Annotated in this window: 26 protein-coding genes; 14 read left to right on the forward strand and 12 right to left on the reverse strand. The window is 61.6% G+C overall.

What is annotated here, in order from left to right:
- The first annotated feature begins 3 nt into the window (after positions 1-3).
- From KTJ77_RS08785 to KTJ77_RS08795, 3 genes are read left to right on the forward strand one after another with little or no spacing between them, the layout of a single operon-like run.
- Positions 4-831, forward strand: coding sequence for an ABC transporter permease (locus tag KTJ77_RS08785; protein WP_217338015.1), 828 nt, complete (start codon positions 4-6; stop codon positions 829-831).
- 2 nt (positions 832-833) lie between these two features.
- On the forward strand, positions 834-1,637 hold the full coding sequence (locus KTJ77_RS08790; RefSeq protein WP_217338016.1) for an ABC transporter permease: 804 nt from the start codon (positions 834-836) through the stop codon (positions 1,635-1,637).
- 41 nt (positions 1,638-1,678) lie between these two features.
- Positions 1,679-2,791 (forward strand): PLP-dependent cysteine synthase family protein, encoded by a 1,113-nt coding sequence (locus KTJ77_RS08795; RefSeq protein ID WP_217338017.1) that lies wholly within the window; start codon positions 1,679-1,681, stop codon positions 2,789-2,791.
- Positions 2,792-2,809: 18 nt separating this feature from the next.
- On the opposite strand, the gene KTJ77_RS08800 is transcribed toward KTJ77_RS08795, so the two are convergent.
- The gene (locus KTJ77_RS08800) at positions 2,810-3,544 is read right to left on the reverse strand and encodes a DUF1684 domain-containing protein (RefSeq protein WP_367948875.1); all 735 of its coding nucleotides are present in this window, start codon (positions 3,542-3,544) and stop codon (positions 2,810-2,812) included.
- Positions 3,545-3,624: 80 nt separating this feature from the next.
- The gene (locus KTJ77_RS08805) at positions 3,625-4,089 is read right to left on the reverse strand and encodes a DUF3817 domain-containing protein (protein WP_217338018.1); all 465 of its coding nucleotides are present in this window, start codon (positions 4,087-4,089) and stop codon (positions 3,625-3,627) included.
- 171 nt (positions 4,090-4,260) lie between these two features.
- On the opposite strand from KTJ77_RS08805, the gene KTJ77_RS08810 reads away from it, so the two are divergent.
- Entirely contained in the window at positions 4,261-4,977 is a 717-nt protein-coding gene (locus tag KTJ77_RS08810) for an EI24 domain-containing protein (protein ID WP_217338019.1), read from the forward strand.
- On the opposite strand, the gene KTJ77_RS08815 is transcribed toward KTJ77_RS08810, so the two are convergent.
- The 5 genes from KTJ77_RS08815 to KTJ77_RS08835 form a co-directional block, all read right to left on the reverse strand.
- Positions 4,974-5,597, reverse strand: coding sequence for a signal peptidase I (locus KTJ77_RS08815; RefSeq protein WP_217338020.1), 624 nt, complete (start codon positions 5,595-5,597; stop codon positions 4,974-4,976). The genes KTJ77_RS08810 and KTJ77_RS08815 overlap by 4 nt on opposite strands.
- Positions 5,590-6,333 (reverse strand): LPXTG cell wall anchor domain-containing protein, encoded by a 744-nt coding sequence (locus tag KTJ77_RS08820; protein ID WP_217338021.1) that lies wholly within the window; start codon positions 6,331-6,333, stop codon positions 5,590-5,592. The genes KTJ77_RS08815 and KTJ77_RS08820 overlap by 8 nt, the downstream gene beginning before the upstream one ends.
- Positions 6,330-7,637: a ricin-type beta-trefoil lectin domain protein gene (locus KTJ77_RS08825; protein WP_217338022.1), complete on the reverse strand. Its 1,308-nt coding sequence runs from the start codon at positions 7,635-7,637 to the stop codon at positions 6,330-6,332. The genes KTJ77_RS08820 and KTJ77_RS08825 overlap by 4 nt, the downstream gene beginning before the upstream one ends.
- Before the next feature lie 28 nt (positions 7,638-7,665).
- A complete protein-coding gene (locus KTJ77_RS08830; RefSeq protein WP_217338023.1) occupies positions 7,666-8,262 on the reverse strand; it encodes a hypothetical protein in 597 nt (198 codons plus the stop codon).
- Between the two features lie 70 nt (positions 8,263-8,332).
- Positions 8,333-8,923 carry an alternate-type signal peptide domain-containing protein gene (locus KTJ77_RS08835; protein WP_217338024.1) on the reverse strand — a complete coding sequence of 197 codons (591 nt, stop codon included), beginning with the start codon at positions 8,921-8,923 and terminating at the stop codon, positions 8,333-8,335.
- Positions 8,924-9,128: 205 nt separating this feature from the next.
- Here KTJ77_RS08835 and KTJ77_RS08840 point away from each other — a divergent pair, with 205 nt between their 5' ends.
- Positions 9,129-10,283, forward strand: coding sequence for an AI-2E family transporter (locus KTJ77_RS08840; RefSeq protein ID WP_217338025.1), 1,155 nt, complete (start codon positions 9,129-9,131; stop codon positions 10,281-10,283).
- Between the two features lie 9 nt (positions 10,284-10,292).
- Here KTJ77_RS08840 and KTJ77_RS08845 read toward each other — a convergent pair whose 3' ends face one another.
- Together KTJ77_RS08845 and KTJ77_RS08850 are read right to left on the reverse strand one after the other, a co-directional pair.
- The gene (locus KTJ77_RS08845) at positions 10,293-11,858 is read right to left on the reverse strand and encodes an SDR family oxidoreductase (RefSeq protein WP_217338026.1); all 1,566 of its coding nucleotides are present in this window, start codon (positions 11,856-11,858) and stop codon (positions 10,293-10,295) included.
- 1 nt (position 11,859) lies between these two features.
- Positions 11,860-12,474: a MarR family winged helix-turn-helix transcriptional regulator gene (locus KTJ77_RS08850; RefSeq protein ID WP_217338027.1), complete on the reverse strand. Its 615-nt coding sequence runs from the start codon at positions 12,472-12,474 to the stop codon at positions 11,860-11,862.
- A 104-nt stretch (positions 12,475-12,578) separates the two neighbouring features.
- Here KTJ77_RS08850 and idi point away from each other — a divergent pair, with 104 nt between their 5' ends.
- From idi to KTJ77_RS08885, 7 genes are read left to right on the forward strand one after another with little or no spacing between them, the layout of a single operon-like run.
- On the forward strand, positions 12,579-13,142 hold the full coding sequence (gene idi / locus KTJ77_RS08855; RefSeq protein WP_217338028.1) for an isopentenyl-diphosphate Delta-isomerase: 564 nt from the start codon (positions 12,579-12,581) through the stop codon (positions 13,140-13,142).
- Positions 13,126-14,241 carry a polyprenyl synthetase family protein gene (locus tag KTJ77_RS08860; protein ID WP_217338029.1) on the forward strand — a complete coding sequence of 372 codons (1,116 nt, stop codon included), beginning with the start codon at positions 13,126-13,128 and terminating at the stop codon, positions 14,239-14,241. Before idi ends, KTJ77_RS08860 begins: the two co-directional genes overlap by 17 nt.
- Positions 14,238-15,209, forward strand: a complete 972-nt coding sequence (locus KTJ77_RS08865; protein ID WP_217338030.1) for a squalene/phytoene synthase family protein — start codon at positions 14,238-14,240, stop codon at positions 15,207-15,209. Before KTJ77_RS08860 ends, KTJ77_RS08865 begins: the two co-directional genes overlap by 4 nt.
- The gene (crtI, locus tag KTJ77_RS08870; protein WP_217338031.1) at positions 15,206-16,819 is read left to right on the forward strand and encodes a phytoene desaturase family protein; all 1,614 of its coding nucleotides are present in this window, start codon (positions 15,206-15,208) and stop codon (positions 16,817-16,819) included. The genes KTJ77_RS08865 and crtI overlap by 4 nt, the downstream gene beginning before the upstream one ends.
- A complete protein-coding gene (locus KTJ77_RS08875; RefSeq protein WP_217338032.1) occupies positions 16,806-17,174 on the forward strand; it encodes a lycopene cyclase domain-containing protein in 369 nt (122 codons plus the stop codon). Before crtI ends, KTJ77_RS08875 begins: the two co-directional genes overlap by 14 nt.
- Complete coding sequence (locus tag KTJ77_RS08880) at positions 17,171-17,509, forward strand: lycopene cyclase domain-containing protein (RefSeq protein WP_217338033.1); 339 nt, start codon at positions 17,171-17,173, stop codon at positions 17,507-17,509. Before KTJ77_RS08875 ends, KTJ77_RS08880 begins: the two co-directional genes overlap by 4 nt.
- On the forward strand, positions 17,502-19,076 hold the full coding sequence (locus tag KTJ77_RS08885; RefSeq protein WP_217338034.1) for an FAD-dependent oxidoreductase: 1,575 nt from the start codon (positions 17,502-17,504) through the stop codon (positions 19,074-19,076). Before KTJ77_RS08880 ends, KTJ77_RS08885 begins: the two co-directional genes overlap by 8 nt.
- Here KTJ77_RS08885 and KTJ77_RS08890 read toward each other — a convergent pair.
- Positions 19,042-20,133, reverse strand: coding sequence for a cytochrome P450 (locus KTJ77_RS08890; protein WP_217338035.1), 1,092 nt, complete (start codon positions 20,131-20,133; stop codon positions 19,042-19,044). The genes KTJ77_RS08885 and KTJ77_RS08890 overlap by 35 nt on opposite strands.
- Positions 20,134-20,196: 63 nt before the next feature.
- Entirely contained in the window at positions 20,197-20,637 is a 441-nt protein-coding gene (locus KTJ77_RS08895; RefSeq protein WP_217338036.1) for a BLUF domain-containing protein, read from the reverse strand.
- Positions 20,638-21,009: 372 nt separating this feature from the next.
- On the opposite strand from KTJ77_RS08895, the gene KTJ77_RS08900 reads away from it, so the two are divergent.
- Both KTJ77_RS08900 and KTJ77_RS08905 read left to right on the forward strand, forming a co-directional pair.
- Complete coding sequence (locus KTJ77_RS08900; protein WP_217338037.1) at positions 21,010-21,246, forward strand: hypothetical protein; 237 nt, start codon at positions 21,010-21,012, stop codon at positions 21,244-21,246.
- 292 nt (positions 21,247-21,538) lie between these two features.
- Positions 21,539-22,123, forward strand: coding sequence for a hypothetical protein (locus KTJ77_RS08905; protein WP_217338038.1), 585 nt, complete (start codon positions 21,539-21,541; stop codon positions 22,121-22,123).
- A 3-nt stretch (positions 22,124-22,126) separates the two neighbouring features.
- Here the strand turns inward: KTJ77_RS08905 and nrdF are convergent, their stop codons facing one another.
- Positions 22,127-23,104 carry a class 1b ribonucleoside-diphosphate reductase subunit beta gene (gene nrdF, locus KTJ77_RS08910; RefSeq protein ID WP_217338039.1) on the reverse strand — a complete coding sequence of 326 codons (978 nt, stop codon included), beginning with the start codon at positions 23,102-23,104 and terminating at the stop codon, positions 22,127-22,129.
- Between the last annotated feature and the right edge of the window lie 118 nt (positions 23,105-23,222).

Here is a 23,222-nt window from a genome sequence, read left to right on the forward strand (position 1 = left end):
CTCATGAAACGTCGTGGACAGCTCGCCGCACTTCTGGCGTTGCCGATGGCCTGGCTGGTCGGTATCTATATCTTCTCGCTGGCGATGCTTCTCATCACGGCCTTCTGGACAACAGATTCGTTCACTTCGAAGGTCAAGCCTGGCTTTACGCTACGGAACTTCGAGCAGCTCTTCACCAACAGCGCTTACTTCTCGACTGCGCTGAAAACCCTCGGGATCGCCCTCGGTGTCACCGTGCTGTGCGTTCTCATCTCGATCCCTCTCGGAATCTTCATGGCGAAGATCGCGAAGCCGTGGCTGCGCGCCGTCCTTGCTGTTGCCATCACCATGCCGCTGTGGGCCGGCTACCTCGTGAAGATTCTCGCGATGCGCATCGCCTTCACCGAGAACGGCTTCGTGAACTGGCTCCTCGCTCCGATCGGCGGTAGCGGGCCAGGCTTCAGCGAATTCACCACAATCCTGACGCTGACCTACCTCTGGCTGCCCTACATGGCTGTTCCGGTTTACACCGCCATCCGCCAGTTGCCTGCCAACCTCTTCGATGCTTCCGCTGACCTCGGTGCAGGTGCCGGCCGCACGATCTTCACCATCGTGGTTCCGCTCATCAAACCCGCACTCATCGCCGGCTCCATCTTCACGTTCTCACTGAGCCTCGGCGACTACATTGCCGCGAAGTTCGTCGGTGGATCTACCCAGATGATCGGTAGCCTCATCGCTTTGAACATCAACCTCAACCCGCCGCTGGCCGCCGCGTTCGCCATGGTTCCGATCACCTTCGTCATCATCTACCTACTCAGCGTGCAGCGCACCGGCGCTCTGGAAAGGATGTAATCATGCTTCGCCTGTCAACCGGAGCCAAGGTCGTCCTCGGCGTCATCGTCGCCATCGTGCTGGCCTTCATGTACATTCCGCTCTTCCTGGTGGTCAGCAACTCGTTCAACGCCGCGCGCATCTCAAGCTGGCCAATTAAGGAGTTCTCGACCGACTGGTGGGCAAAAACCTTCGCAAACGAGCCGGTGCGCGATGCCCTGCTCAATTCGGTTCTTGTCGGCCTCGGCGCCACCGTGATCGCACTGATTCTCGGCACGCTTGTGGCCTACGCCCTGCAGCGCTACGAATTCTTCGGCAAGCAGACCGTCAACCTTCTCGTGGTCTTGCCGATCGCGCTGCCCGGCATTGTCACCGGTGTCGCACTCAACAACACCTTTAACCAGGTACTCGAACCCATCGGCATTCACGTTGGCTACTTCGGCATGATAATCGCGCACGCCACGTTCTGCATCGTGATGGTCTTTAACAACGTGTTTGCACGTCTGCGTCGCCTCAGCCCCAACGTGGAAGAGGCTTCACGTGACCTCGGGGCCACACCGTTGCAGACGTTCCGCCTCATCACCTTTCCGCAGTTTCGCAGCGCATTCATCGCTGGCGGTATCCTCGCATTCGCCCTCAGCTTCGACGAGGTTGTCGTGACCATCTTCACCGCTCCCCCCGGCGTCGAGACACTGCCACTGTGGATCTTCAACCAGATGGCGCGCCCGAACGAGGCGAGCATGGTGAACGTCGTCGCGACCGTTGTGATCATTGCGTCGTTTATCCCGGTGTGGGCATCGCAGCGCTTGTCGAAGGAGATCGACTAGGCCCAGACTAAGCTCGAAGCATCGACCTACGAGGGAGTCCGATGCGTACGCAGCTCAGCATCCTGACCGACGACACGACCGTTGACGTTGATCGCAGCGACACCGGTTATGACGCCTGGGTGCAAAACGCCATTCGAGCCGTCAACGCTGATGCGCAGCGCACTGCCGATACCCACCTGCTGCGCTTCCCGCTCCCGCTTGAGTGGAACATTCAGCTCTATTTGAAAGATGAATCCACCCACGTCACCGGCTCGCTGAAGCACCGGCTCGCGCGAAGCCTCTTTCTGTACGGCTTGGCGAATGGGTGGATTCGTCCTGGCGTTCCGGTCATTGAAGCATCCAGTGGTTCCACCGCCGTGTCGGAGGCGTACTTCGCTCGCCTCATCGGGGTGCCATTCATCGCCGTTGTTCCTCGCTCGACCAGTTCAGAAAAGACGCGTCTGATCGAGTTTGAAGGCGGAACCGTGCATTATGTCGACGATGCACGCACGGTATCGAGTGAATCCGTGCGCCTCGCAGCGGAGACCGGTGGTCACTTCATCGACCAGTTCACGTATGCAGAACGGGCAACGGACTGGCGCGGAAACAACAACGTCGCCGAGTCAATTTTCCGGCAAATGTCTGAAGAGCCGCACCCCGAGCCGACGTGGATCGTCACGACGGCGGGCACAGGCGGAACCTCGGCGACGATTGGCCGCTACGTGCGATACACGCAGCGCGCCACCCGCATTGCGGTCGCTGACCCGGAGAACTCGTGCTTCTTCGATGGCTGGCTGGGTGGCAACACTCAGGAGGTATGCGATACCCCTGGCCGCATTGAAGGCATCGGGCGCCCGCGCATGGAGCCGAGCTTCCTGCCCTCCGTCATCGACCGCATGATGAAGGTTCCGGATGCCGCAAGCATCGCCACAATCCACGCCCTCCAGGCACGGATGGGCCGGATGGCTGGCGGCTCGACCGGAACCGGGCTCTGGGCGGCGCTACGCATCATCGCTGAGATGCGCTCGCGTGGCGAGTCCGGAAGCGTGCTCACGCTGCTGTGTGACGGCGGCGACCGCTACGTTGACCGCTATTACAACGACGCGTGGCTTGACGCGCAGGGCATCGACACCGCACCGTATCGGGCCATGATTGATGAGCTGCTCGACGCTTAACGCGTGGCCGTCATTCGGCTAGAGCGAGAAGCCCTCCGCGTATTGCACTGTCTTCTCCCCCGCACGCACGGCAAACGGCAGGCGGTTGCGTAGCGGCGGCAGCGGGCAGTTCATTTGGTTCGAGAAGCCGCACGGCGGAATTTCCGCGGTGTTGAAGTCGAGAGTGACAGCGAGCACGTCGCCGGGCTTGAGCGCGCGACCAAGGTCAGGAAGCTGCACATACAGGAATCGACCAGCACCGTACGTCTCGGAACCGTTAGTCTTGTCAGCAAACACCAGCTGTAGGCCTGGTCCGCTCTCCAGGGGGGTGTCGAGCGCTTCGACGCGATATTCGGTTCCGTCGTGTGTGAAGACGAGATCTCCTGAGACGGCGTGCCTGCGGAGCGCGCCGCCGTCGCGAAGGTGCTCGAACGGAACCACGCGGTCGGCATCAACAAACTCGAAGCGTCCGTTAATCACCCAGCTGGGGTCGTACGGGTAGGCGTCGATGCCTTCAAACGCCTGCGCTGCAGGCGAGTCCTGCTGCCATACGCGGTACCCGTGCTGCATTTCACCGTTGTCGATGTGTGGGCGGCTGAGGCGCGTGAGTGTTGCCGTGCTAGGAAAGTCAGCGAGAGCGACGGCCTCGTCTGGGATGGCCTCGCCCGGCTGATCCCACTGCGTGAGAACAAGGGAGAGCGCGCCACGCGGCGCGGTCACCTCGGCAATGCGGTCGGCGCGAAACTGCTCGTACTGGACTTCAGCGTTACTCACGCCTCTATGTCACCACGAATGCGAAGGCCCCCGCAAACGTCGAGTCATGAGACGTTATGTCGCGGCCAGGCACACGAGTGTTAGTTCTTGCCGCCGGGAGGGCCCACGATCAGCAGAGTCGTGTAGAGCGCGACGATCGCGAGCACGATGAGTAGCGCGAGTACCCACGGACGGTTCAGGAAGAAGCGCATCCAGCGGTCGTACCAGCGGGCGTCGCGCGGATCATCGGTCTGCTCCAAACGCCACGCGCCTTCGAGCATGCCGCGGCGATGCAGCGCAATGTCGACCGGAACCGTGGCGTACGGAATCACGGCAGCGGCAATCGCGAGGACGGTAGGTCCGACCTTCCAGCGCTGGTTCATTGCGACGAGGATGGCGGTCGCACCGTACGAGAGGAAGATGAAGCCGTGAATCGCGCCACCAATGGTGACCACAATGCTGGGGGCGCCGACTGCTCGCGCAATGAGCGCGGAGATCAGGATCGTCCAGGTAATGACTTCGGCGATAGCCAACGTACGAAACAGTGTTTTTGGTGCGCGGAACACGGGTCTCCTTGAAAACGGCGGCAATCTTGCCTCCGTTAGCCTAGTGCGCACGGCTGAAAATTTGCCGACACCCTGTCGGAAACGGGTTGATGAGAAGATCCTCACCCGCGCACGACAGGTGCCGCCCGTCTATTCGTTCGTCGAGCGCTACAGCTTGGATACCATGATCAAATGCGGGACTTTTTTCGGGGCGTCCGCGACTTTGCGGGATCATTCGCATGGTTCCGTCGCACGCCCACACAAATGCGAAGTGCACTTCTCTCAGCTGTTTTCGTGTGGCTCATTGTCGCGGCAGCGGTGATCGCCTTTGCCGTGTTCCTACCGACGATCATCATCGCAATCACCCCGTTCGCGAACGAGTGGAACCCGACGTGGGCGACCATTTTCCGTGTCGGCGCGGCGCTTGGCCTGTTCGCTGCGGTGCTGTATCTGGCCACCAAGCTGTACCGCTCACTCGTCGTCATCATCGGGGAGCTGGCCTATGTGAAGCTGCGCCGTGCTGTTGCTGCGCACGTCAGTTCCGGTCTCGAGCCGCGCCGCGAAAGCACCACCCGGATGCTGGGTACTGCGATGATCGGGGTTTTCACCGGCGTTCCACTCGCGATCGTGGTGTTCTTGCTTTCGCTGATCCCGGTCGTGGGCTTTGTGCTTGGTTGGATCGTCGCTGCGGTCGCCGCTGGTCGTGACTTCGGACGAGACTTGATCGCTCCGACGCTGAATGACGAGGCGGCGCTGGCGGCCAACCGCGCTCGCATCACCGGCTTCGGTATCGCAGCGAACCTCACGATCCTCATCCCGTTTGTGGGAATGATGGCCATGCCTGTTGCCGTCGCCGGTGGCACCGCACTCGCGACACGCATTGCGGGTCCGGCCGCGACCGAGGCTTAGTCGCCTGCGGGTGCTGCCGTCGACTGACGACGTGATCGCTCCCGCAAGCCGGAGACAAACATCCACGCCGCGTAGATCGCGAGCACGCAGGCAAGCGCGGGAATGACAATCGCGCGCACATCTGACGTGACGATCTGACTCACCCACCCGAGATACGGGATCGCGTACCAGACGGTTCCGCGCACCTGCACTTCACGCACCGGATCGGGGTCAGCGTGTGGGTTCGCGTCGCCCTGCGTAATGAACAGGCGTTCGCCGTCAGCCGTGAGAAGTTGTTGGGTGACGCGGTGGGTCACGAGCGTCGGCTCACCACTTCGCAATTGGTACGTGAGCACATCGCCAGGCTGAATGTCTTCGGCCGCTGTGGGCGTGACGACGACCAGCGTGCCCGGTGGCAGCGCCGGCTCCATCGATGAGGTGACAACGGTGAGTGCGGTGCCGTTTGCCAGCCGCGGAACCACAATGGCCAGCGCCGCGATAGCCAGCACGAAGAGGAGCGCCCCAAGAGAGAGCCCGGTCAGGAGTGCACTGATCACGCCACCGCGAGCTTTTTTCGGTGAGCGCGTTGACGTGTTTCGCTCACGCAGTTCGCGGCGAGTAAGCGGAGCGATCTCAGTCATCAATCTTCGTCCGCCGTTGCCGTGCGATCGCGAACGCACCGGCGATCATGGCCGCGAACGCAGAAACGGCGATCACACTCACGTCGGCCGCACCCGTCGCCGGAAGATCCGGGGCCGCCGTCGATGGCGGGGACGGTTGCGTGGTGGCTGGTGGAGCTTCCGGATCAGGAACCACGGTGCACGCGTCTCCTGCGGCAACATCAGAGGGCAAGGAGGCGTCACTGAGAAGCGCACGCAGCTGAAAGCTCACGCTTGCTCCCTGCCCCTCATTACCCTGGTCGCCCTGGCGCTGGCCGAGCATCGCATCGACAGCCATCTCAGCCGGAAGTTGAATAACGGCACCAGGCTCAAGCACAACGTCGTTCATCATGACCAGACAACTGCCTGCATCAACCGCGTCGCTCACACGTACCTGGCTCGATTCCGTGCCGAGGTTTACGGTGACAGCCTCCGCAAAGTCGGTGTCGTTCGCCCGCACATTGATGATATCGATGCGCAGGCGTCCGGCCGTTGTTGACGCGTTCTTAATCCAGACGTCCTGGATGATCGCATCCCCCGGAACCACAGCTCCCGCCGCAGAGAAGAGATCCACTGTTGCCGAGGCGGTGAATGTGTTTCCGTCATACGACACGAGCACGAGCGGGTCGATGGGTGCCGCCGCGCTGGCTGCGGCGGGCACCATGAGGGTTGCGGCCAGGGCTACGCCCACGACGACCGCGCCGAGATGACGCCTCATCCGAAGCCCGCTTTCGCCGTGATGGTGAGGCCCGAGACGTTGATGATAATGCCGTCGTACATCACGATATTGGTGCCAGCGGCGATGACACGCAGTGAGTGGTCACCGTTACCCCACGTCACCACGGAGAAGGATTCTTGCTGCGGGTTGCTGTCCATGACATCGGCCACCCACTCCCACTTTCCGCGTCGCCACACCTGCACCACCATGTCGGTCTTGACCTGATGCGCAGTGAATCCGAGGCGAACAAACTCCACCGCCGTGACGGCGAACGTCAACGGCTCGCGAGTGAGCTTGAGTTTGGTGTCAGGGGCGTCGCAGCGAGCCGCCGGCACAGCCGTCTCGGTCTTCGCCGCAGCGACTGTCATGCAGAGTCCACTGGCCGCCGATACGAGCTGCCAGCTATTGGACGCGCCCACGCGTTGCACATACCATTGCTGACTCATAGACGTGGCGTTTGCCGCCTGCATTCGCACGGTTCCAGCCGCGTCCACGCCGAGCCGCATGCCGTAAATATGCTTCGGAGAAATCGTGACCAGGCTGCGGTCGGTGTCGTTGACCGGTGTCAGCTGGAAGCGCTGATTCGCGAAATGATTGCATCCGTGGGAAATAATCGCGGCACCGGCTGCCGTGCTCTCTCCCGTCACATCGGCGCAAAATCCGGGGTTTCCAGCGTTTGCGATGGTGAACCAGCGCGACGCGTTGGCCGCCGGAACCACGGCAGTATCAAGCGGATAAATGTCGCGAGTGCTCGCGGTTGCCGTCAGGTTTGTGCTGGCGTGCGCGGTCCATCCGCTTCCCGTCAGCACGGCGGAGAGTGTGGCATTGGCCGTCTGCGTGCCTGAAGCGTGCGCGGTGGCATTTCGCGCGGTGATCCGGGTGCGTACGCAATAGGTCTGAGTGGCGTCGACAGCCAGGGCCAGATTGCTTGTCACCGTTGTCTGAGCCCAGGTGCCCGTCACGGCCCCCGCAGGAACGGTCGCTTGAGCGGTGCACTCGACCGCCGACGACACCGGCCACACGTGTAGAGGCAACGCGCCGCCCAACGCACCGGGCGCGGAGATCGTGATCGTTGCGGTTCCGGCGGTCTGGCCATTGTTGTGCACGCTGAACGATGCGGTACTGGCCAGCACCGAATTGAAGTACGTTGCGCTCAACGTGGGAAAGTTCGTCGCGTTGACCGCGATCGAGGTGGTCTTGACCGAGCCCGTTGCCGCAACGCTTCCGGTGAAATATGCCAGCGCGCTGCCGCCGCCCACGAGAAGGGCAACGATGCCGACCCCGGCAATCAGCCCCGACCACACGCGACGATGCCACCGCCGCCGATTCGGACTAGGACCCACGCTGCACCCCGGTGATCGTGATCGCGAAGTCGACGCTCTGACCGGAGTACTGGCCAGGCGTGTTGGTGTCCAGCGTGAGCTCGAGGCAGAAGTCGGCTGTCGCCCCCGCGGGGAGCGACGTGACACCGGTCACGGCGAAACCGGGAAGATCCTTCAGGCTTCCGCCGAGTCCCGGAGCACAGCTTTCCCCCGCGTTCAAGGCGGTTAGGCGGGCATTAACGTGGGCGCCAAGCGGGGTGGTTGATGTCACCACTCCCGACGCATTGATCGACGTGGCCACTGTGCCGGTGTTCGTGATCGTGAATGGTTTCGCTTGCGCGACTGTTGGCCCGAGGTTCCACGCCCCGAGCGCAGCTTGGTCACCGTCATTGATCTTCAGGGTGAGGGTTCCTGCGCGCACCGTCGCTCCAGGCAATTCCGCATTCGCGGTCAGCAGCGCGAACGTGCCGCCCGCTGCACCCACGCCCACAACCGTTGACGCCGCCACAGCCAGTGTGGCCATCATCATCGCGCGCCGTCGCTGGCGCGCGCGCTCATGTCGCGCCGCGATACGTCGATCGCGGCGCAATCCGGTGCCCGAAGTCATCGCATCAATCGCTTTCGTCGCACGGGGGCGGGGCCATATCGGCGCGGCCCCGCGTCATGCGAGATTGGATTTACGGTGCGACGACCTGCGTGACCTGCACGGCAAAGTTGGACAGATTAACCGCGCCGAGCTTTGCGGCGTTATCCATCGGCTCTGCGGAACCATCGGTGCCCATCGGCCAGGCAAGCTCCACCGAGATCGTGACTGGGTACTCGTCCGACGTCGAACGGGAGTGGTCGATCAGGACCGTTCCCGTTGCTTCCACGTTGTTCACCTTGTAGGTTGCCGATTGTTGCAACCGCTCAGCCAATTTGCTGTCGGCCGCGTTGCCTGGCGTCGCGGGGGCAATAGCTCCGGCGGTGATCGCCGTCTCAAAAGCCAGGTTCTCGCCCTGGGCCGTGATGATGTACTCACCCGTGTAAATCAGTTTGTCACCGGGCACAATGCGCACGGTATCGATGTCGACGGAGGTCGGCGTGCCACCGTTGTGTGCAAGTTGCCACGTCGGCTCCTGCGTTTGCGAGAGCTTCAGGTTACCCGCGGTGATCGACGCGCCGCTCATCGTCACGGAGTCGTTCCAGTACGCCAGCGTCGTGCCGCCACCAATGAGCAGCGCGACAGCGGCAGCTCCGGCGAGCGCGCCCTTTGAGATTTTGTTCATGATTCCCCCGTTGTATTCGTTACTCAGTAGCACCGTGTGTGCGCGCCAATGTGCGCCGGTCTCGGAATAGCCGGGCAGGAAATTTGACGTTGATTTAATACTATTCAACACGCCGGTAAAAATATCTTGGGTGCAGTATCATCCGCATAACATTTCCGGCAATCGAATACGGGACTTTTGCGGAATTACCCCGTAGCGTCGTGGCATGGGATTCTTCCGACGCCAACCGCCGCCCCTGCCTCTTCCGGTCGCCCTCGTTGAACCGAGTCGGCCGTCGGTGTGGAACGACAACTTCGGCAAGCTCGCCACTCGGGCGCTACAGATCATGATCGTGATCGCGCTCACGGCAGGAATCATCGTGGCGATGCGCACGCTCAACGTCGTGGTGATCCCGGTGGTGCTCTCCCTCATCATCGCTTCGGCATTTGCACCCGTGATGGGATGGCTCCGCCGCCGAGGACTCTCCTCGACGTGGGCCACCATCATTGCCCTGCTCGGCATCGTCGTCGTGCTCGGCGCCGTGGTGTGGTTGATCGTCTGGCAGGTCCGCACGCAGTGGCCGATGCTTGCGGAGAAGGCCACTGAGGGGTGGAACATGTTGGTCGATTGGGCCACCCACCTCGAATTACCGTTCGTCATCACAAGCGAGCAAATCGACGAATGGCTGGCAGCCGTCGGCGATTTCCTCACCAGCGCGCAGTTTGGTTCCGGAGCCCTCGCTGGCGTCGGCGCGGTCGCGAGCTTCGTGACCGGCCTCGTCCTGATGATCGTTGTGCTGTTTTACTTCCTCCGCGATGGCCGCAGAATCTGGGAGTTCCTCCTTCGCCCGTTCCGGGGTCGCAACGAACAGCGTGCGCGTCGAGTAGGAACCAAGACCGTCGAAACGCTGGGATCATACGTGCGCGGCACGGCTGCTGTGGCAGCGGTGGATGCGATCGGCATCGGCATCTTCCTGTTCATTTTCCAGGTGCCACTGGCGCTCCCGCTTGCGGTGCTCGTCTTCCTGCTCGCGTTCATTCCCATCGTTGGCGCGACCGTCGCGGGCATTCTGGCTGCCCTGGTCGCGCTGGTCGCCAACGGCCCCATTATTGCGCTCGTCGTAATCGGCGTCGTCGTGGGCGTGAACCAGCTGGAAGGCAATTTCCTGCAGCCGGTGCTGATGGGGCGTTCGCTTAAGCTTCACTCGCTCGTGATCCTGCTCGCTCTTGCCGTCGGCACGCTGCTCGGTGGTGTCCTCGGTGCTGTACTTTCGGTTCCGATTGCCGCAGTGGCGTGGGGAATTATTCAGGTGTGGGACGGCCCGAACACCCCGGCGTCGTGGGCGCGCAAGCGAGAAACGCGCATCACGTCGTTCGAATAGACGGGCTTGTCACTCCGACTCTGCGCGCTCGGCGGTAGCGATTATCCGGTTGACCATGCCGCTGAAGATGAAGCCATGAAACGGGAGCATCGCCATCCAGTAGAGCCGCCCGGAGAGACCGCGCGGAAAGAAGACCGCGCGCTGCCGATACTCGCAACCGTCTGGCCGAGGTTCGATCGTGAACTCAAGCCAGGCCTCGCCTGGCACCTGCATTTCGGCGCGCAGCCTTAGCACGCGCTCCGGTTCCAGGTGCTCCACCCGCCACACGTCAAGAGCGTCACCGACGGTCAGCCTGCGCCGCGAACGGCGGCCCCGCGTCATACCGACACCGCCGGTGATCCGATCAAAGAGACCACGCAACGACCACAGCAGCGACGCGGAATACCAGCCGTTGGTTCCGCCAATCTGCGTCACGACACTCCATACGTCGGCGGGACTCGCCTTGGTCGTTCGCCTGCGCACATCGGTAAACACCGTGCGCCCCGCCCAATTCGGGTCACTCGGCATCGGATCGCTGGGCGCGAGGGGCACCCGAGCGTCAACCCAGCTCGTTTCGATTTCGTCCAGCTCAATGCGCCCAAGCGCGAGTCGAACGGCCCGACGATAGGGCGTCAAGCCACCCTCCGGTCGCGAAATAACATCATCGATGTCGTGGTTCTTCATGACGCAGTCGTGTTGCAGCGACTCGACAAGAGGGCGCGCAATCGCGCGCGGCACCGGCGTCACAAGCCCGACCCAGTGCGAGGCAAGCTTCGGCGTGAGCACAGGAAGCGCCGCAATGCCGCGTTGTGGCAAGCCCGCTTCGACTGCGTACCCGTTCATCATCTGCCCGTATCGCAAGACATCAGGGCCACCGATATCGAACGCGCGGTTGAGGTCGCCAGGCGCGTGCGCTGCCGCGAGCAGGTAGTAGAGCACGTCGCGTATCGCAATCGGTTGAATGAAGTTTCGCACCCACCGCGGCGCCGGCATGTATGGCAACACCTCGGTGAGGTGGCGCACCATCTCAAATGAGGCGGAGCCGGAACCAATAATCACGCCTGCTTGAAAAACCAGGGTGGGAGCGCCAGAAGCCAGCAGGATCTCACCGACCTCACGTCTCGAGGCGAGGTGGGGTGAGAGTTGCACACCATCAGGGTGCAGTCCGCCAAGGTAAACCATCCTGCGCACTCCGGCACGAGCACTCGCGGCAGCCACGGTATGCGCAATGGCGCGATCAGTTTCGGCAAACTCGCGCCCCGCGGTCATGGAGTGCACCAGGTAGTAGACAATATCCACTCCGGACATGGCGGCACTCACCGCGTCCGAATCACTCGCATCTCCGGTTGCGATCTCGACGCGGTCAGCCCACGGCAACGCCTGAACCCGGGCTCGTGATCTGGTCAGCACCCGCACCCGGTATCCGCCAGCCAGCAGACGCGGCACGATGCGACCGCCCACATAGCCGGTCGCGCCGAGAACTAAGACCCGAGGCGCAGACTCCCCCTGCGCATGCGCGGAGCGTAGTGCGGCCTCCGTTCCGCGGGGAAACGTCAAATCCCCCTCCGCGTGTTCGGGCGTCGCCCTGACTGCCATGTCACCCCTCCGGTTCGTCCTGCTTTCGCGGCACAGGCAAATCACTGCCCGCCCACTCAGAACGATCAACACTGATTGCGTTGGTCATGTCGTTGAGAAAGGCCGTCACGATGTCACGGTGCTCGCGGCTCAACCGCGAAGCGGCGTAAAAGCGGCGCGCTTGCTGCCTTCCAACCACGCGCTGGATGAGCGCCTCGGTTCGCGGAGCGACGTCGATACGCAGTGCGCGCCGATCATCAGGGTGCAATGCCCGCGTGATGTGCCCGGCGCGTTCCAATCGATTAAGAAGTTTTGTCGTGGATGCGGGCGACGTCTGCATGTGTTGCCCCAGCATCGTCGGCGTCACCAGCTCCCCCTCGCGGATCACCGTCACCAGGTAGCGCAGCGCCCTCATATCCTGAACGCTGAGCGCCATCGATTCTCGCGATGCCTCCGCGAGCTCTCGCTCGGCATCACGCAGACGCGCCAATGCATTCATGACAGCGGTGATGCCGTCGCGGTCAACAGCGGCCACATCGGGGGCTTCCACGACCGCCCCTTCGGTCGAGGCATGCACAAGAAGGTCCGCGTCGTGAACGACGTCTACCGCTTTTGTTGCTCGCTGCCGTGGGTTCATTCATCTTCCTTGTGCGTTGGAGAAACCAAGCCCAATTACTTTCCTATGGTTTACTATATCGCTAAAGCTAATAAATCACTTGACTCATGTTGCCGGAGGCGACAATGGCAGAATCGCCAGAAATGGTCGTCTTGGTGGACGACGACGGCATCCCCCGCGGTGCAATGCCAAAACGTGACGTTCACGGAGCCAACACTCCCCTTCACTTGGCGTTCTCGTGCTATATCTCCGATCCTCAGGGCCGAGTGCTCGTGACCCGGCGAGCGCTAGGTAAACAAACCTGGCCCGGCGTGTGGACAAACAGCTTCTGTGGGCACCCCGCTCCCGGCGAAGCGATGACCGATGCCGTCAAGCGGCGAGCACAGCAGGAGCTCGGGGCGTCGATCACAAACGTGACGTTGCACTTGCCAGACTTTCGTTACCGAGCTCTCGATGCTTCGGGCATCGTGGAGAACGAAATCTGCCCGGTCTTTACGGCCGAGTTATCGAGCCCGCTTGCTCCCGTGCACAGTGAAGTCAGCGAATGGGAATGGACGACGCACGCTGCGCTCGCCGACGCCGTAGCTGCCGCACCGTTTGCGTTCAGCCCCTGGCTACGAGAACAACTGCCTCTCCTGCTCCGCGCGCATGCTTTCACAGTGGGGGTGCGTGATGACCACAATGCGTGAACGGCTACGAAACCCGGAAACGGTTCAGACGGAGATCACGACGCGGTTGCACGCCCTGATGCAAGCGAAATCAACGCAGGCCGCGGCCCACGGGTCCCATTTTGCTGAGCTGTGGGCACTGACCTCACAGGCAGCCCAGGGCGGGAAGCTGTTGCGCCCGCGGCTGGTGCTCGGTGTTTTCGATGGATTTCGCGCCACCGCCGCGACCAATACCCACCCTCGTGAAACAGCAATCGACCTGGCAGCCGCGGTCGAGCTCCTGCACTTCGCGTTCCTCCTGCATGACGACCTCATCGATGAGGATCTGACGCGCCGCGGCGTGCCTAACCTCGCCGGTTCACTCGTCACAAGCGTTGCGTCCACGCAACTCCAAGGCTCTGATCCCGGCGACGAGACCCGTCGCATGCATTGGGCTCGCAGTAGCGCTCTGCTGATGGGCGACCTGATGCTGACGCTCGCCCATCAGGTATTCGCGCGTGCCCGGGTTGCTGACCCAGAACGTTCGCGCATGCTCGACCTGCTGGACACGACCGTCACCGAAACCGTCGCAGGTGAGTACATCGATGTCAGTCTTGCCGATGCCCAGATCACGCCGACCCTCCCCCTCGTACTCGACATGACACGAATGAAGACGGCGACCTACTCGTTCGAACTGCCGCTACGACTCGGAGCGATCGTCGCAGGCGCTGGCGCGCTGGCTGAGCAGCGGCTGGGCGATGTCGGCCGTCATTTGGGTATCGCGTTTCAATTGCAGGATGACCTTCTTTCGGCGTTCGAGCAGAGCGAAAGACACGGCAAAGATCAATTTTCTGATTTTCGCGAAGGTAAAGAAACCGCCCTCATTGCGTGTGCCCGACTCACTAACGAGTGGCCTCTCATCGAACGGCTCATGGGCCCAACCAACTTCTCGGAAGAGTCCGGCCGTGCGCTTCAGCAATTGCTGCACGAGTGCGGCGCTCGGGACGTCATCGAGGCGATGGTGCGTGATCAAATTGAAATTGCCGAAAATATCCTGACCCGCGATGATCATGTCATAGCGCCAGAGGTGTGCCAGTTTCTGCTCGCGCTCATGGCTCGAATGGTGGGGCGTCAATCATGAGCCGCGACCTCGATGGACTGGCCCCCCTGGAACGATATTCGGCAGCTTCAGAACGTGCTGCTGATCAAGTGATCCGCGCATACTCGACCTCTTTTGGCGCAGCGACCCGTCTGCTGGGCCGGCGGCATCGGCGGCATGTGCGCAATATTTACGCTCTCGTGCGCGTCGCCGACGAACTCGTCGATGGTGTCGCCGCTGAAGCCCACTTGGCACCCATCGAGCAGTTGGCCCGTTTGAATGCGTTCGAAGCCGAAACCAATAGCGCGATGCACACTGGGTACAGCAGCAACCCCATCGTGCACGCGTTTGCGTGCACGGCTCGGGCGTCGGGGATCGACTCGACACTTACCGCTCCATTCTTCGCCTCCATGCGCACCGACCTCGAGCCGTTCTCGATCACGGGAAATGGGCCGGAACCAGCACTCACATCAGCAGGCGTGGCCCCGGTGAGCCGCCGTGCCGGTGTCGCCGTCGCCGCCGGCCATCGTTTCGACGACGAGGCGCATGCGAGCTACGTATATGGCTCTGCTGAGGTGGTCGGGCTCATGTGCCTACGGGTTTTTCTGCGTGCGGAGCAGGTGACCGAGCAACAGCGTGCGCAACTCGAACAGGGCGCGCGGAGCCTCGGCGCTGCCTTCCAAAATGTCAACTTTCTGCGCGATCTGGCGGATGATACCGAGAGACTTGATCGCAGCTACCTGAGCGTGGAAGACACAATTACCGATGAGTGCAAGGCCCAGTGGGTTGCCACAATACGCTCTCAGCTCGCCGATGCCCGACGCGTAATGCCGCTCCTGCCTCGTGATGCTCGCATCGCCGTCGATGCCGCCCGCAGGCTATTTTCGAAACTCACGGATAACATCGACCGACGCACCGTCTCACAACTTATGGGCCAGCGCGTGCGGATTCCGCTCCCGGTAAAACTAACGCTGATCGCGAAGTCAATAAGCTCCAGAGGCGTCGCATGACTCGCACTATTATCATCGGAGCCGGAATCGCCGGTTTGGCAACGGCAGCGCTCCTCGCGCAGGAGGGGCACGATGTCACCGTATTGGAGCGCGGCGATCGCGTGGGAGGTCGCTCGGGAACAATAGAGCGTGACGGATTTTGCTTTGATACCGGCCCGTCCTGGTACCTCATGCCGCGGGTATTTGACCATTTCTTTGAGTTGATGGGCACCTCGGCGGCTGAACAACTCGATCTGCACACACTCGACCCGGGCTATCGCCTGATTACTGAGCCTCTCGAGGGTGAGGCTTCGACTAACCTCACGATCCCTTACGGCACGAATGCCATTGTCCAGGTGTTCGAAAGCTTGGAACCGTCAAGTGGGCACCGACTTCGCCGCTATCTGAAATCTGCACGACGCGCTTCAGACCTGGCGGAACGGTTCTTCCTTTACAACCCGTTCACCTCCGCCCGTTCGCTCATGCACCGCGATATTCTTGTCGCGCTGCCCCAACTCACCACGCTCCTCCTTACGCGGCTACAGGACTTCGTTAAGCGACGCTTTAAGCACCCGGCGCTGCGTCAGGTACTCGGGTATCCTGCGGTTTTTCTGGGAACGGATCCCCGCCGTGCACCCGCGATTTACCACCTCATGAGCGCGCTCGATCTGGATGACGGCGTGCACTACCCGATCGGCGGGTTCTCCGCTGTCGTGCAGGCCATCGCCGCACTGGCTCGCGAGGCCGGGGTAACGATTATCACGGGCGCGGAGGCGACCGAAATTATGACCGAACAATACGGTCGTCATCGCCGCCGCGCCGTGGGTGTGCGTTGGCACGATTCGTCGAGCATCGAGCACACCGAGCAAGCCGACATCGTGGTGTCTGCCGCCGACCTGCACCACACGGAGACCACACTTCTACCGTCTGATGCTCGCAGCTACCCGGAATCCTGGTGGCAGAAACGCGAAAGCGGCCCCGGCGGCATTCTCATCATGCTCGGCGTCGCGGGGAGCCTGCCGCAACTGGAACACCATTCGTTGCTTTTCACCGCCGACTGGGACGCGAATTTCGACGCAATCTTCGGTTCTTCACCACGCGTTCCGGATCCGGCCTCCGTCTACGTGTGCAAACCGAGCGCGACCGACCCCGGCGTCGCGCCACGCGGACACGAGAATCTCTTCGTTCTGATTCCGGTCCCTGCCGACGTCAACCTCGGATCAGGAGGTGCCGATGGTGCCGGCGATCCGCTGATCGAAGCAGTAGCGGATCGCGTTATCGCACAGATCTCGCAGTGGGCGGGAATCCCTGATCTACAAGAACGCATTGTCACGCGGCACACGATCGGCCCAGCAGACTTTGCTCGCGACTACAACTCATGGCGAGGAGGCATGCTGGGGCCGTCACACATCCTGCGTCAGAGTGCGATGTTCCGCCCTCAAAACGCCTCGAAGCGCGTCGACGGGTTGTATTACGCCGGTGCCACGACTGCACCCGGCGTCGGGGTACCCATGTGCCTGATCAGCGCTGAACTTGTGCTTAAGCGCATTCGCAATGACAATTCTGCCGGGCCGACAACGCCCACCCGCGCCGCGGTTCAAACGGAGGGTCGACTTCATGACACTGCCTGACTCCCTGCAATACATCGCGCTCATGGCCGGTTGTTTGTTGATCACTTTGCCCCTGGAATTTGTTTTTGGCGCGCGCGTGTACCGGCGACCGTTGCGTCTTGCCCAGGCTGTACTTGTGACCCTTTTGGTGTTTTCCGTTTGGGATGCCATCGCGATTGCCGCAGGATTGTGGACTTACAGCCCGCGGTTCACGAGCGGCATCATTGTCGCGTTCGGCCTGCCGCTGGAGGAAATCATCTTCTTCATCGTCATTCCGATCTGCGGAATCCTCACGTACGAGGCTGTCGGACGCGTATTCCACCTGGTTCGAACGTGGGCACGTCGCCATCAGCGGACTCAGGGAGAGGCGCGATGAACGCATTTGGGGCGTACCCGGTAGCGACCATTGTCACGATTATCGCGGTGGTGTTGATTGAATTGTTGTGGCTGCGCACCGGCGTATTCCGCTCAGTCCAGTATTGGGTGGCGATGACGATCATGCTGTCATTCCAGGTGGCGGTTGACGGCTGGCTTACGAAGCTCTCCGACCCCATCGTGATCTATAACCCGAATACATCGTTGGGGCTGCGCTTTCCGTGGGATATTCCGGTTGAAGACTTCGGGTTTGGGTTTGCAATGCTAACTATCACGATCGTCGTGTGGAAGGCCCTGGGACGCCGAGCGGAACCACAAGAGGCGAACGATGACTAGGGCGCCATTTGGGGGACGCGATCGCCGCGCAGTGGCCTTTCCGGGCCCTCCCGGCGTGGAACGGGTAAAACAGCCGCGCACCGTGGCCGTTGTCGGCGGAGGAATTGCCGGGATGGCGGCCGCGTGCGGACTCGCTGAACGGGGTGTCGATGTCGAATTGATAGAACCACACGCCGAGCTGGGGGGTCGGGTGCGAGCCTGGCAGACAAATTCGCCTGCCGGCGCGGTGACGATGAGCCGCGGCTTCCATGCATTTTTTCGGCAGTACTACAACCTGCGCGCGCTACTCTCGCGGGCAGGTGATCTCAGTGAAATGCTGCAACCTGTCGCTGACTACCCCGTTGTGAGCGCTCACGGCGACCGTGATTCCTTCACCAAGATTCCACGGACGCCGCCGTGGAACTTCATGACGTTCGTTGCTCAGAGTCCAACCTTTTCCCTGCGGGACTTGACACGCGTCGATCTGGATACCGCCCTGGCGCTCCTCGACGTCTCATTCCCAGAGTCCTACCGCGATCTGCAAGGCCTCAGCGCAGCTCAGTTCCTAGATAAGTTGCGGTTTCCGGAGCGTGCACGTCACCTCGCGCTTGAGGTGTTTGCACGAAGCTTCTTCGCCGACCCGGAGGACTTTTCGGCTGGCGAATTAGTCGCGATGTTTCACTCGTACTTTCTCGGCTCGGCCGAGGGCCTGTTATTCGATGTCGCGCGGGATGATTTTGATACGGCGTTATGGCAACCGCTCGGCTCGGCATTGGAGCGCGCTGGGGTGCGTCGCAGTGTTGCACGGGTCAGCGAAGTCAGGCGCAGCAGTGACGGCGCTCGCTGGCAGGTCATTCGTGAGGATGGCGAGCGCTCCACGGTCGACGGTGTGGTTCTTGCCGCTGGTCCCGGCGCGACGCGAGACATCGTCGCGGCATCATCGACGGTCGGCACGGCGCAGTGGCGCAAGCGCGTCGCCGACGTCCGCCTCGCTCCAGCCTTCGCCGTGCTCCGACTGTGGCTGGACGGAAAGGTCAGCGATGATCGTCCGGCTTTTCTTGGCACAGCCGCCTACGGTCCGCTCGACAACATCAGCGTCATGGAGCGGTTTGAACGCGGCGCCGCAGAGTGGTCAGCAGCGAATAATGGAAGCGTCGTTGAGCTCCACGCATACGCCATACACGATGATGATGCCGCTGATCCGGTTCGCCGGAAGCAACTGGGCGACAGACTCCGCGCGGAGCTCGCTCGGGTGTATCCCGAGACGGCATCGCTCAGCATCATCGCGCAGGAGTTTCTCATCGAGCAAGACTGCGCACTCCTTGGCACAGGTCGGTGGGAAGAACGTCCCGAGGTGCGTACACCCGCATCGGGGATCGTCCTCGCTGGCGACTGGGTGCGCACCGATTTACCCATTGCCCTCATGGAACGTGCCGCCACGACGGGGTGGATGGCCGCAAATGAACTGCTACGCGACTGGGGTGTCGCCGGTCATACCCTGTGGAGCGTGCCCATATCGAGTCGTCAGCGATGGCCCGGCATCTCCCGTGCGCTTATGGAGCGTCTGCCGGGGCGAAGGAGAGCGTGAAGTCGCGCAGCTGATATCCCTGCACAAGCGTGTCGAAATCGCGGCGGGGGCGTACGGTGATTGTTGCGCCAGCCCGAAGGAGCGCGGTGATAAGCACGTCAGTTTCCATCAGCGCGAGGGAGGATCCGGGGCAACGGTGTGCACCATCTCCAAAACTTAAGCCGGTGCGCTCTGCTGCCTTCAGGTCACGCTCAGGGCACATTTTGCTTGGGCTAGGTGTAAAGACCCGAGGGTCTTGATTGCTGGCTCGCACGTCAATGTCGATCAAGGTGCCCGGCGGGTAAGGACAGCCGGGCGCTTCGGTTTGAGCACGACGGTAAAGGTGCGCAACGGGCGGCTCGAGCCGGATGATCTCACTGAGAATAGCCGTGCGCTCGGCGACCGGGGCGGTGCGGTAGCGAGCAAGAATCTCCGGTGTTTCGTGCAACCGAAGCATCACCATGCTGATGAACTCACGGGTGGTGACCATGCCCGCGGTGCCATAGGTGAGACACTCCATCAAAATTTCTCGCGGGCGGTATCCCCTCTCCAGCAAGAAGGAGATAATGTCATCTGCTGGCCGGGAACGACGAGCGCGGATGGCAGGTCGCACGTCGTTCCAGTAAAACTCGGCGAGCGGAACCAGTGCGTCGCGTGCTGCACGCGCCCAGTCTTTGTTCGTGCGACCGTAGTCATCGCGGGTGTGGTCTACGGGAGGTTGCTGGAAAAACGCTTCGAGTCGGCGTGCGAGCGCCGCAGTGTCGGTGCCACCCAACCCCACAATCTCGGCGGCTACCCGCACAGAAAAGAGCAGCGCCAAGTCGTCCAGCTGCGCCGTGCCGGCGTGGCGTGCCGGGTCGATGAGGTCAGCCGCCGCACGTTCCATGAAGACGCGATGTGCTTCGAGCGCGCGGGGGCTAAAGAATCGAACGAGTTGGCGGCGATGCTCTTGGTGGTCGGCCCCGTCATCCATCAGGATCGGTCGTCGCGCGAATAGCCGGGCGGGAATCCGTTCCGCGGTGAAGCCCGCTTGGGTCGTCGCAAGTTTGGCCCTTAGCAGCGCTTGGCTTTCGGCCATTCCGGTGAGTGTCACGACGGAGTGCGGTGAGCGATGAACTCGCCTCGCCATTGTTCGGCTTTCCTAGGCCCGCGCTGCGCGCACGCGGAACCACAGGGTTAATTCACCCAACGCCTGCAGAACGCGCGCGGGGTCGTCGGAACGCTCGATTTCTGCGAAGGTATTACGGAACCCCGTCGGCACCGCGAATGACGATTCTCGGAAGGGCTCGTAGCCCATCTTCCATGACGGGAAGCGACGCGACGCGACCTGCTCTCGCAACAGCACCCTCACGTTCGCGTGGCGTGAATCTGCTGCGATATTTTCGTACACCGCGAGCACGTCTTCCTGGGCACCCTCCAGATATTGCACGAAGCGGCCCTGCCGATAGAGGAGAAGGCCCGTTATGCCAAGGCGCTCGTTGCGGCCACGCGCCTGTTCGAGAATGGCTTGCAGTCCGGCTTCGGTCACCGAGCCGACGGCATCGCTGGAATAGACAAGGCAATACAGCGGAGTTTCAAGCATCGTTTAGCGCCCCCTCTTGGCGCGTGGCAGTATGAACAGCCGCCAAGCAGTTTATCGCCGACGTTAAGTCGCGAAAAAAAGCCAATTGTTGCGACGTCGCAGTGCACACTTGAAACGAATCATCGTTTAAGCGGTCGATGTAGCCCACGAACCCGTTCTGGTTACTCGCAACGTAAAACCCGTCTTCCACGCACGCCCACGTTAAACCTGCCGTGGCGTTGGGGACTGGAGGGGAATCCGTCACGAAGGACCTCGTTTGTTGGGTTGAACTCTCTTGCAAGTATCGGCGACGGCCCGCCTCTTCCACAACGACGACACGGCAAACTGGTAGATTGATCTGTGCACAAATTAATTGCGGAAGAGGAGTGCGCTATGGCTAAGCCAGAAACCCCACGTCAGTCCCGTGAGCAGCTCGCGGTCGGCGGTGACGGCCTGACGATTGTCGCCTTCCTGCTTTCCTTCGGTCTGTTCATCGGCGGCATTTTCCTGCTCGGCCGTTCGTTCAGCGTGACCGGCGCAGAGTTCGCCGTCTTTGCTGGCGGACTACTCATGTGCACCCTCGGATGCATGGTTCCGATGCACTTCATGCGCCTGTTCGACGGCGCATAGCGAGCCTACTGCCGTCAGGCACTTTCACCTCAAGACCGCGGAATGTCGCGCGTCTCCTGGCACCTTTTACCAAGCTGCCGAGAGAACCGCGCACTTCCGTGGTCTTTTGGTATGCGGTGACATGACGGGCAGAATCTGCGTGAGGCCCGATCACGCAGCCCCCTGTCGATTACACGCAATAGACGGATGTGTTCTCGATTGATGGCGCGGAAAACCTCGAAGCCTGCTTTCTCGCGCACTACCGAGAGGATCTGCATCCACCGGAGGCTCGGCGAGGAACAACGAGTTCGCGGTGCTTGGCATTGCCGCCCGCGTAGTGCTCCGCCGCAACTGGCTTCGGATGGCGATCTGGGTTGTCGCTCTCGCGGTACTCATCGTGGCCGTCGTGTTGGAAACCAACCGTGATTTGGGGGCAGGCATCATCGCATTGCGGCCTGGCCCGGTATCTGCCAGCGCGCTCACCCGAACCGTTGTCGGACTGCCGCTGCGTCTGCAACGCACGTCGCTCATCTCCTGGACCATCGGCTGCGCGTTCGCTGGCATCTTCTTCGTCGGCATCGCCACCGTCGTCGCGTTTCTGGCGGCTTTTCTCCCCCGCGCGGCCACGGCCATCGCCTGGAGCCTGTACGGCGTCATCGTGCTCTTGGCCGGCCTGGGCGACGTTCTCGGGCTTCCCTACAACGTTGTCGCTGTGACTCCATTCTGGGTGGTTCCGCAGCCCGGCCGCGCCGATAGCTCGTGGCCACCGGTTTGGCTGATGGGCGCGACTGCCGTGGTTGTCATCGCTGCCGCCGTCTGGCGATACCGAACGCGTGATGAAGTCCCGGCACAGAAATGGGGGTACGGAACCATGGTTCCGTACCCCCATTTCTGCTGAAGCTTAGAAGTCCCAGTCTTCGTCTTCGGTGGCGACAGCCTTACCGATGACGTAGGACGAGCCGGAGCCCGAGAAGAAGTCGTGGTTCTCGTCGGCGTTCGGCGACAGCGCCGAAAGGATCGCCGGGTTCACGTTGGTCACGGTCGACGGGAACATCGCCTCGTAGCCCAGGTTCATCAGGGCCTTGTTGGCGTTGTAGTGCAAGAACTTCTTGACGTCTTCGGTCAGTCCCACCGGGTCGTACAGGTCTTGCGTGTACTGCACCTCGTTTTCGTACAGCTCGAAGAGAAGGTTGAAAGTGTAGTCCTTCAGCTCCTGCTTGCGCTCTTCGGTCTCATTCTCGAGACCCTTCTGGAACTTGTAACCGATGTAGTATCCGTGCACGGCCTCGTCGCGAATGATGAGGCGGATGAGGTCGGCCGTGTTGGTGAGCTTGGCGCGCGACGCCCAGTGCATCGGCAGGTAAAAGCCCGAGTAGAACAGGAACGATTCCAGCAGGGTCGACGCGACCTTGCGCTTGAGCGGGTCATCACCGTGGTAGTAGTCGACGATGATCTGCGCCTTGCGCTGCAGGTTCTCGTTCTCGGTTGACCAGCGGAACGCCTCATCAATTTCCTTCGTCGACGCGAGGGTCGAGAAGATCGAGGAGTAGCTCTTCGCGTGCACCGACTCCATGAAGGCGATGTTCGTGTAGACGGCTTCTTCGTGCGGCGTGATCGCGTCGGGAATGAGCGACACAGCACCCACCGTGCCCTGCACGGTGTCGAGCAGCGTCAGGCCCGTGAAAACGCGCATCGTGAGCGTCTGCTCTGCCGGCGTCAGCGTGTTCCACGACTGAATGTCGTTCGACAGCGGCACCTTCTCTGGCAACCAGAAGTTGTTGACGAGACGGTTCCAGACCTCGAGGTCTTTTTCGTCTTCAATACGGTTCCAGTTGATGGCCTGAACCTTGTTCACGAGCTTCAGCTTGTCCGGAGTCACGCGCTTCCTTCCGACGAAAATGAGAGGGTTTCTGACCAGGAAGATGCTCCCCCGAGGCCTTCATTAATACTACATCTTGGTACCGACACCGAGGCTGGGCGCTAGATGGTGTGTTGGT

Origin of the sequence: Microbacterium sp. NC79, from assembly GCF_019061125.1 — a bacterium.
In the GTDB taxonomy this organism is placed as follows: Bacteria; Actinomycetota; Actinomycetes; order Actinomycetales; family Microbacteriaceae; genus Microbacterium.

Bases quoted from the DNA above. Each gene is read 5' to 3' on its own strand.
- KTJ77_RS08860 (WP_217338029.1), top strand. From the start codon at position 13,126: ATGACCACAATGCGTGAACGGCTACGAAACCCGGAAACGGTTCAGACG.
- KTJ77_RS08895 (WP_217338036.1), bottom strand. From the start codon at position 20,637: ATGCTTGAAACTCCGCTGTATTGCCTTGTCTATTCCAGCGATGCCGTC.
- KTJ77_RS08865 (WP_217338030.1), top strand. From the start codon at position 14,238: ATGAGCCGCGACCTCGATGGACTGGCCCCCCTGGAACGATATTCGGCA.
- KTJ77_RS08810 (WP_217338019.1), top strand. From the start codon at position 4,261: ATGCGGGACTTTTTTCGGGGCGTCCGCGACTTTGCGGGATCATTCGCA.
- KTJ77_RS08845 (WP_217338026.1), bottom strand. From the start codon at position 11,858: ATGGCAGTCAGGGCGACGCCCGAACACGCGGAGGGGGATTTGACGTTT.
- KTJ77_RS08890 (WP_217338035.1), bottom strand. From the start codon at position 20,133: ATGGCCGAAAGCCAAGCGCTGCTAAGGGCCAAACTTGCGACGACCCAA.
- KTJ77_RS08815 (WP_217338020.1), bottom strand. From the start codon at position 5,597: ATGACTGAGATCGCTCCGCTTACTCGCCGCGAACTGCGTGAGCGAAAC.
- KTJ77_RS08880 (WP_217338033.1), top strand. From the start codon at position 17,171: ATGAACGCATTTGGGGCGTACCCGGTAGCGACCATTGTCACGATTATC.
- KTJ77_RS08850 (WP_217338027.1), bottom strand. From the start codon at position 12,474: ATGAACCCACGGCAGCGAGCAACAAAAGCGGTAGACGTCGTTCACGAC.
- idi (WP_217338028.1), top strand. From the start codon at position 12,579: ATGGCAGAATCGCCAGAAATGGTCGTCTTGGTGGACGACGACGGCATC.
- crtI (WP_217338031.1), top strand. From the start codon at position 15,206: ATGACTCGCACTATTATCATCGGAGCCGGAATCGCCGGTTTGGCAACG.
- KTJ77_RS08885 (WP_217338034.1), top strand. From the start codon at position 17,502: ATGACTAGGGCGCCATTTGGGGGACGCGATCGCCGCGCAGTGGCCTTT.
- KTJ77_RS08820 (WP_217338021.1), bottom strand. From the start codon at position 6,333: ATGAGGCGTCATCTCGGCGCGGTCGTCGTGGGCGTAGCCCTGGCCGCA.
- KTJ77_RS08790 (WP_217338016.1), top strand. From the start codon at position 834: ATGCTTCGCCTGTCAACCGGAGCCAAGGTCGTCCTCGGCGTCATCGTC.
- KTJ77_RS08785 (WP_217338015.1), top strand. From the start codon at position 4: ATGAAACGTCGTGGACAGCTCGCCGCACTTCTGGCGTTGCCGATGGCC.
- KTJ77_RS08795 (WP_217338017.1), top strand. From the start codon at position 1,679: ATGCGTACGCAGCTCAGCATCCTGACCGACGACACGACCGTTGACGTT.
- KTJ77_RS08835 (WP_217338024.1), bottom strand. From the start codon at position 8,923: ATGAACAAAATCTCAAAGGGCGCGCTCGCCGGAGCTGCCGCTGTCGCG.
- KTJ77_RS08900 (WP_217338037.1), top strand. From the start codon at position 21,010: ATGGCTAAGCCAGAAACCCCACGTCAGTCCCGTGAGCAGCTCGCGGTC.
- KTJ77_RS08875 (WP_217338032.1), top strand. From the start codon at position 16,806: ATGACACTGCCTGACTCCCTGCAATACATCGCGCTCATGGCCGGTTGT.
- KTJ77_RS08840 (WP_217338025.1), top strand. From the start codon at position 9,129: ATGGGATTCTTCCGACGCCAACCGCCGCCCCTGCCTCTTCCGGTCGCC.
- KTJ77_RS08830 (WP_217338023.1), bottom strand. From the start codon at position 8,262: ATGACTTCGGGCACCGGATTGCGCCGCGATCGACGTATCGCGGCGCGA.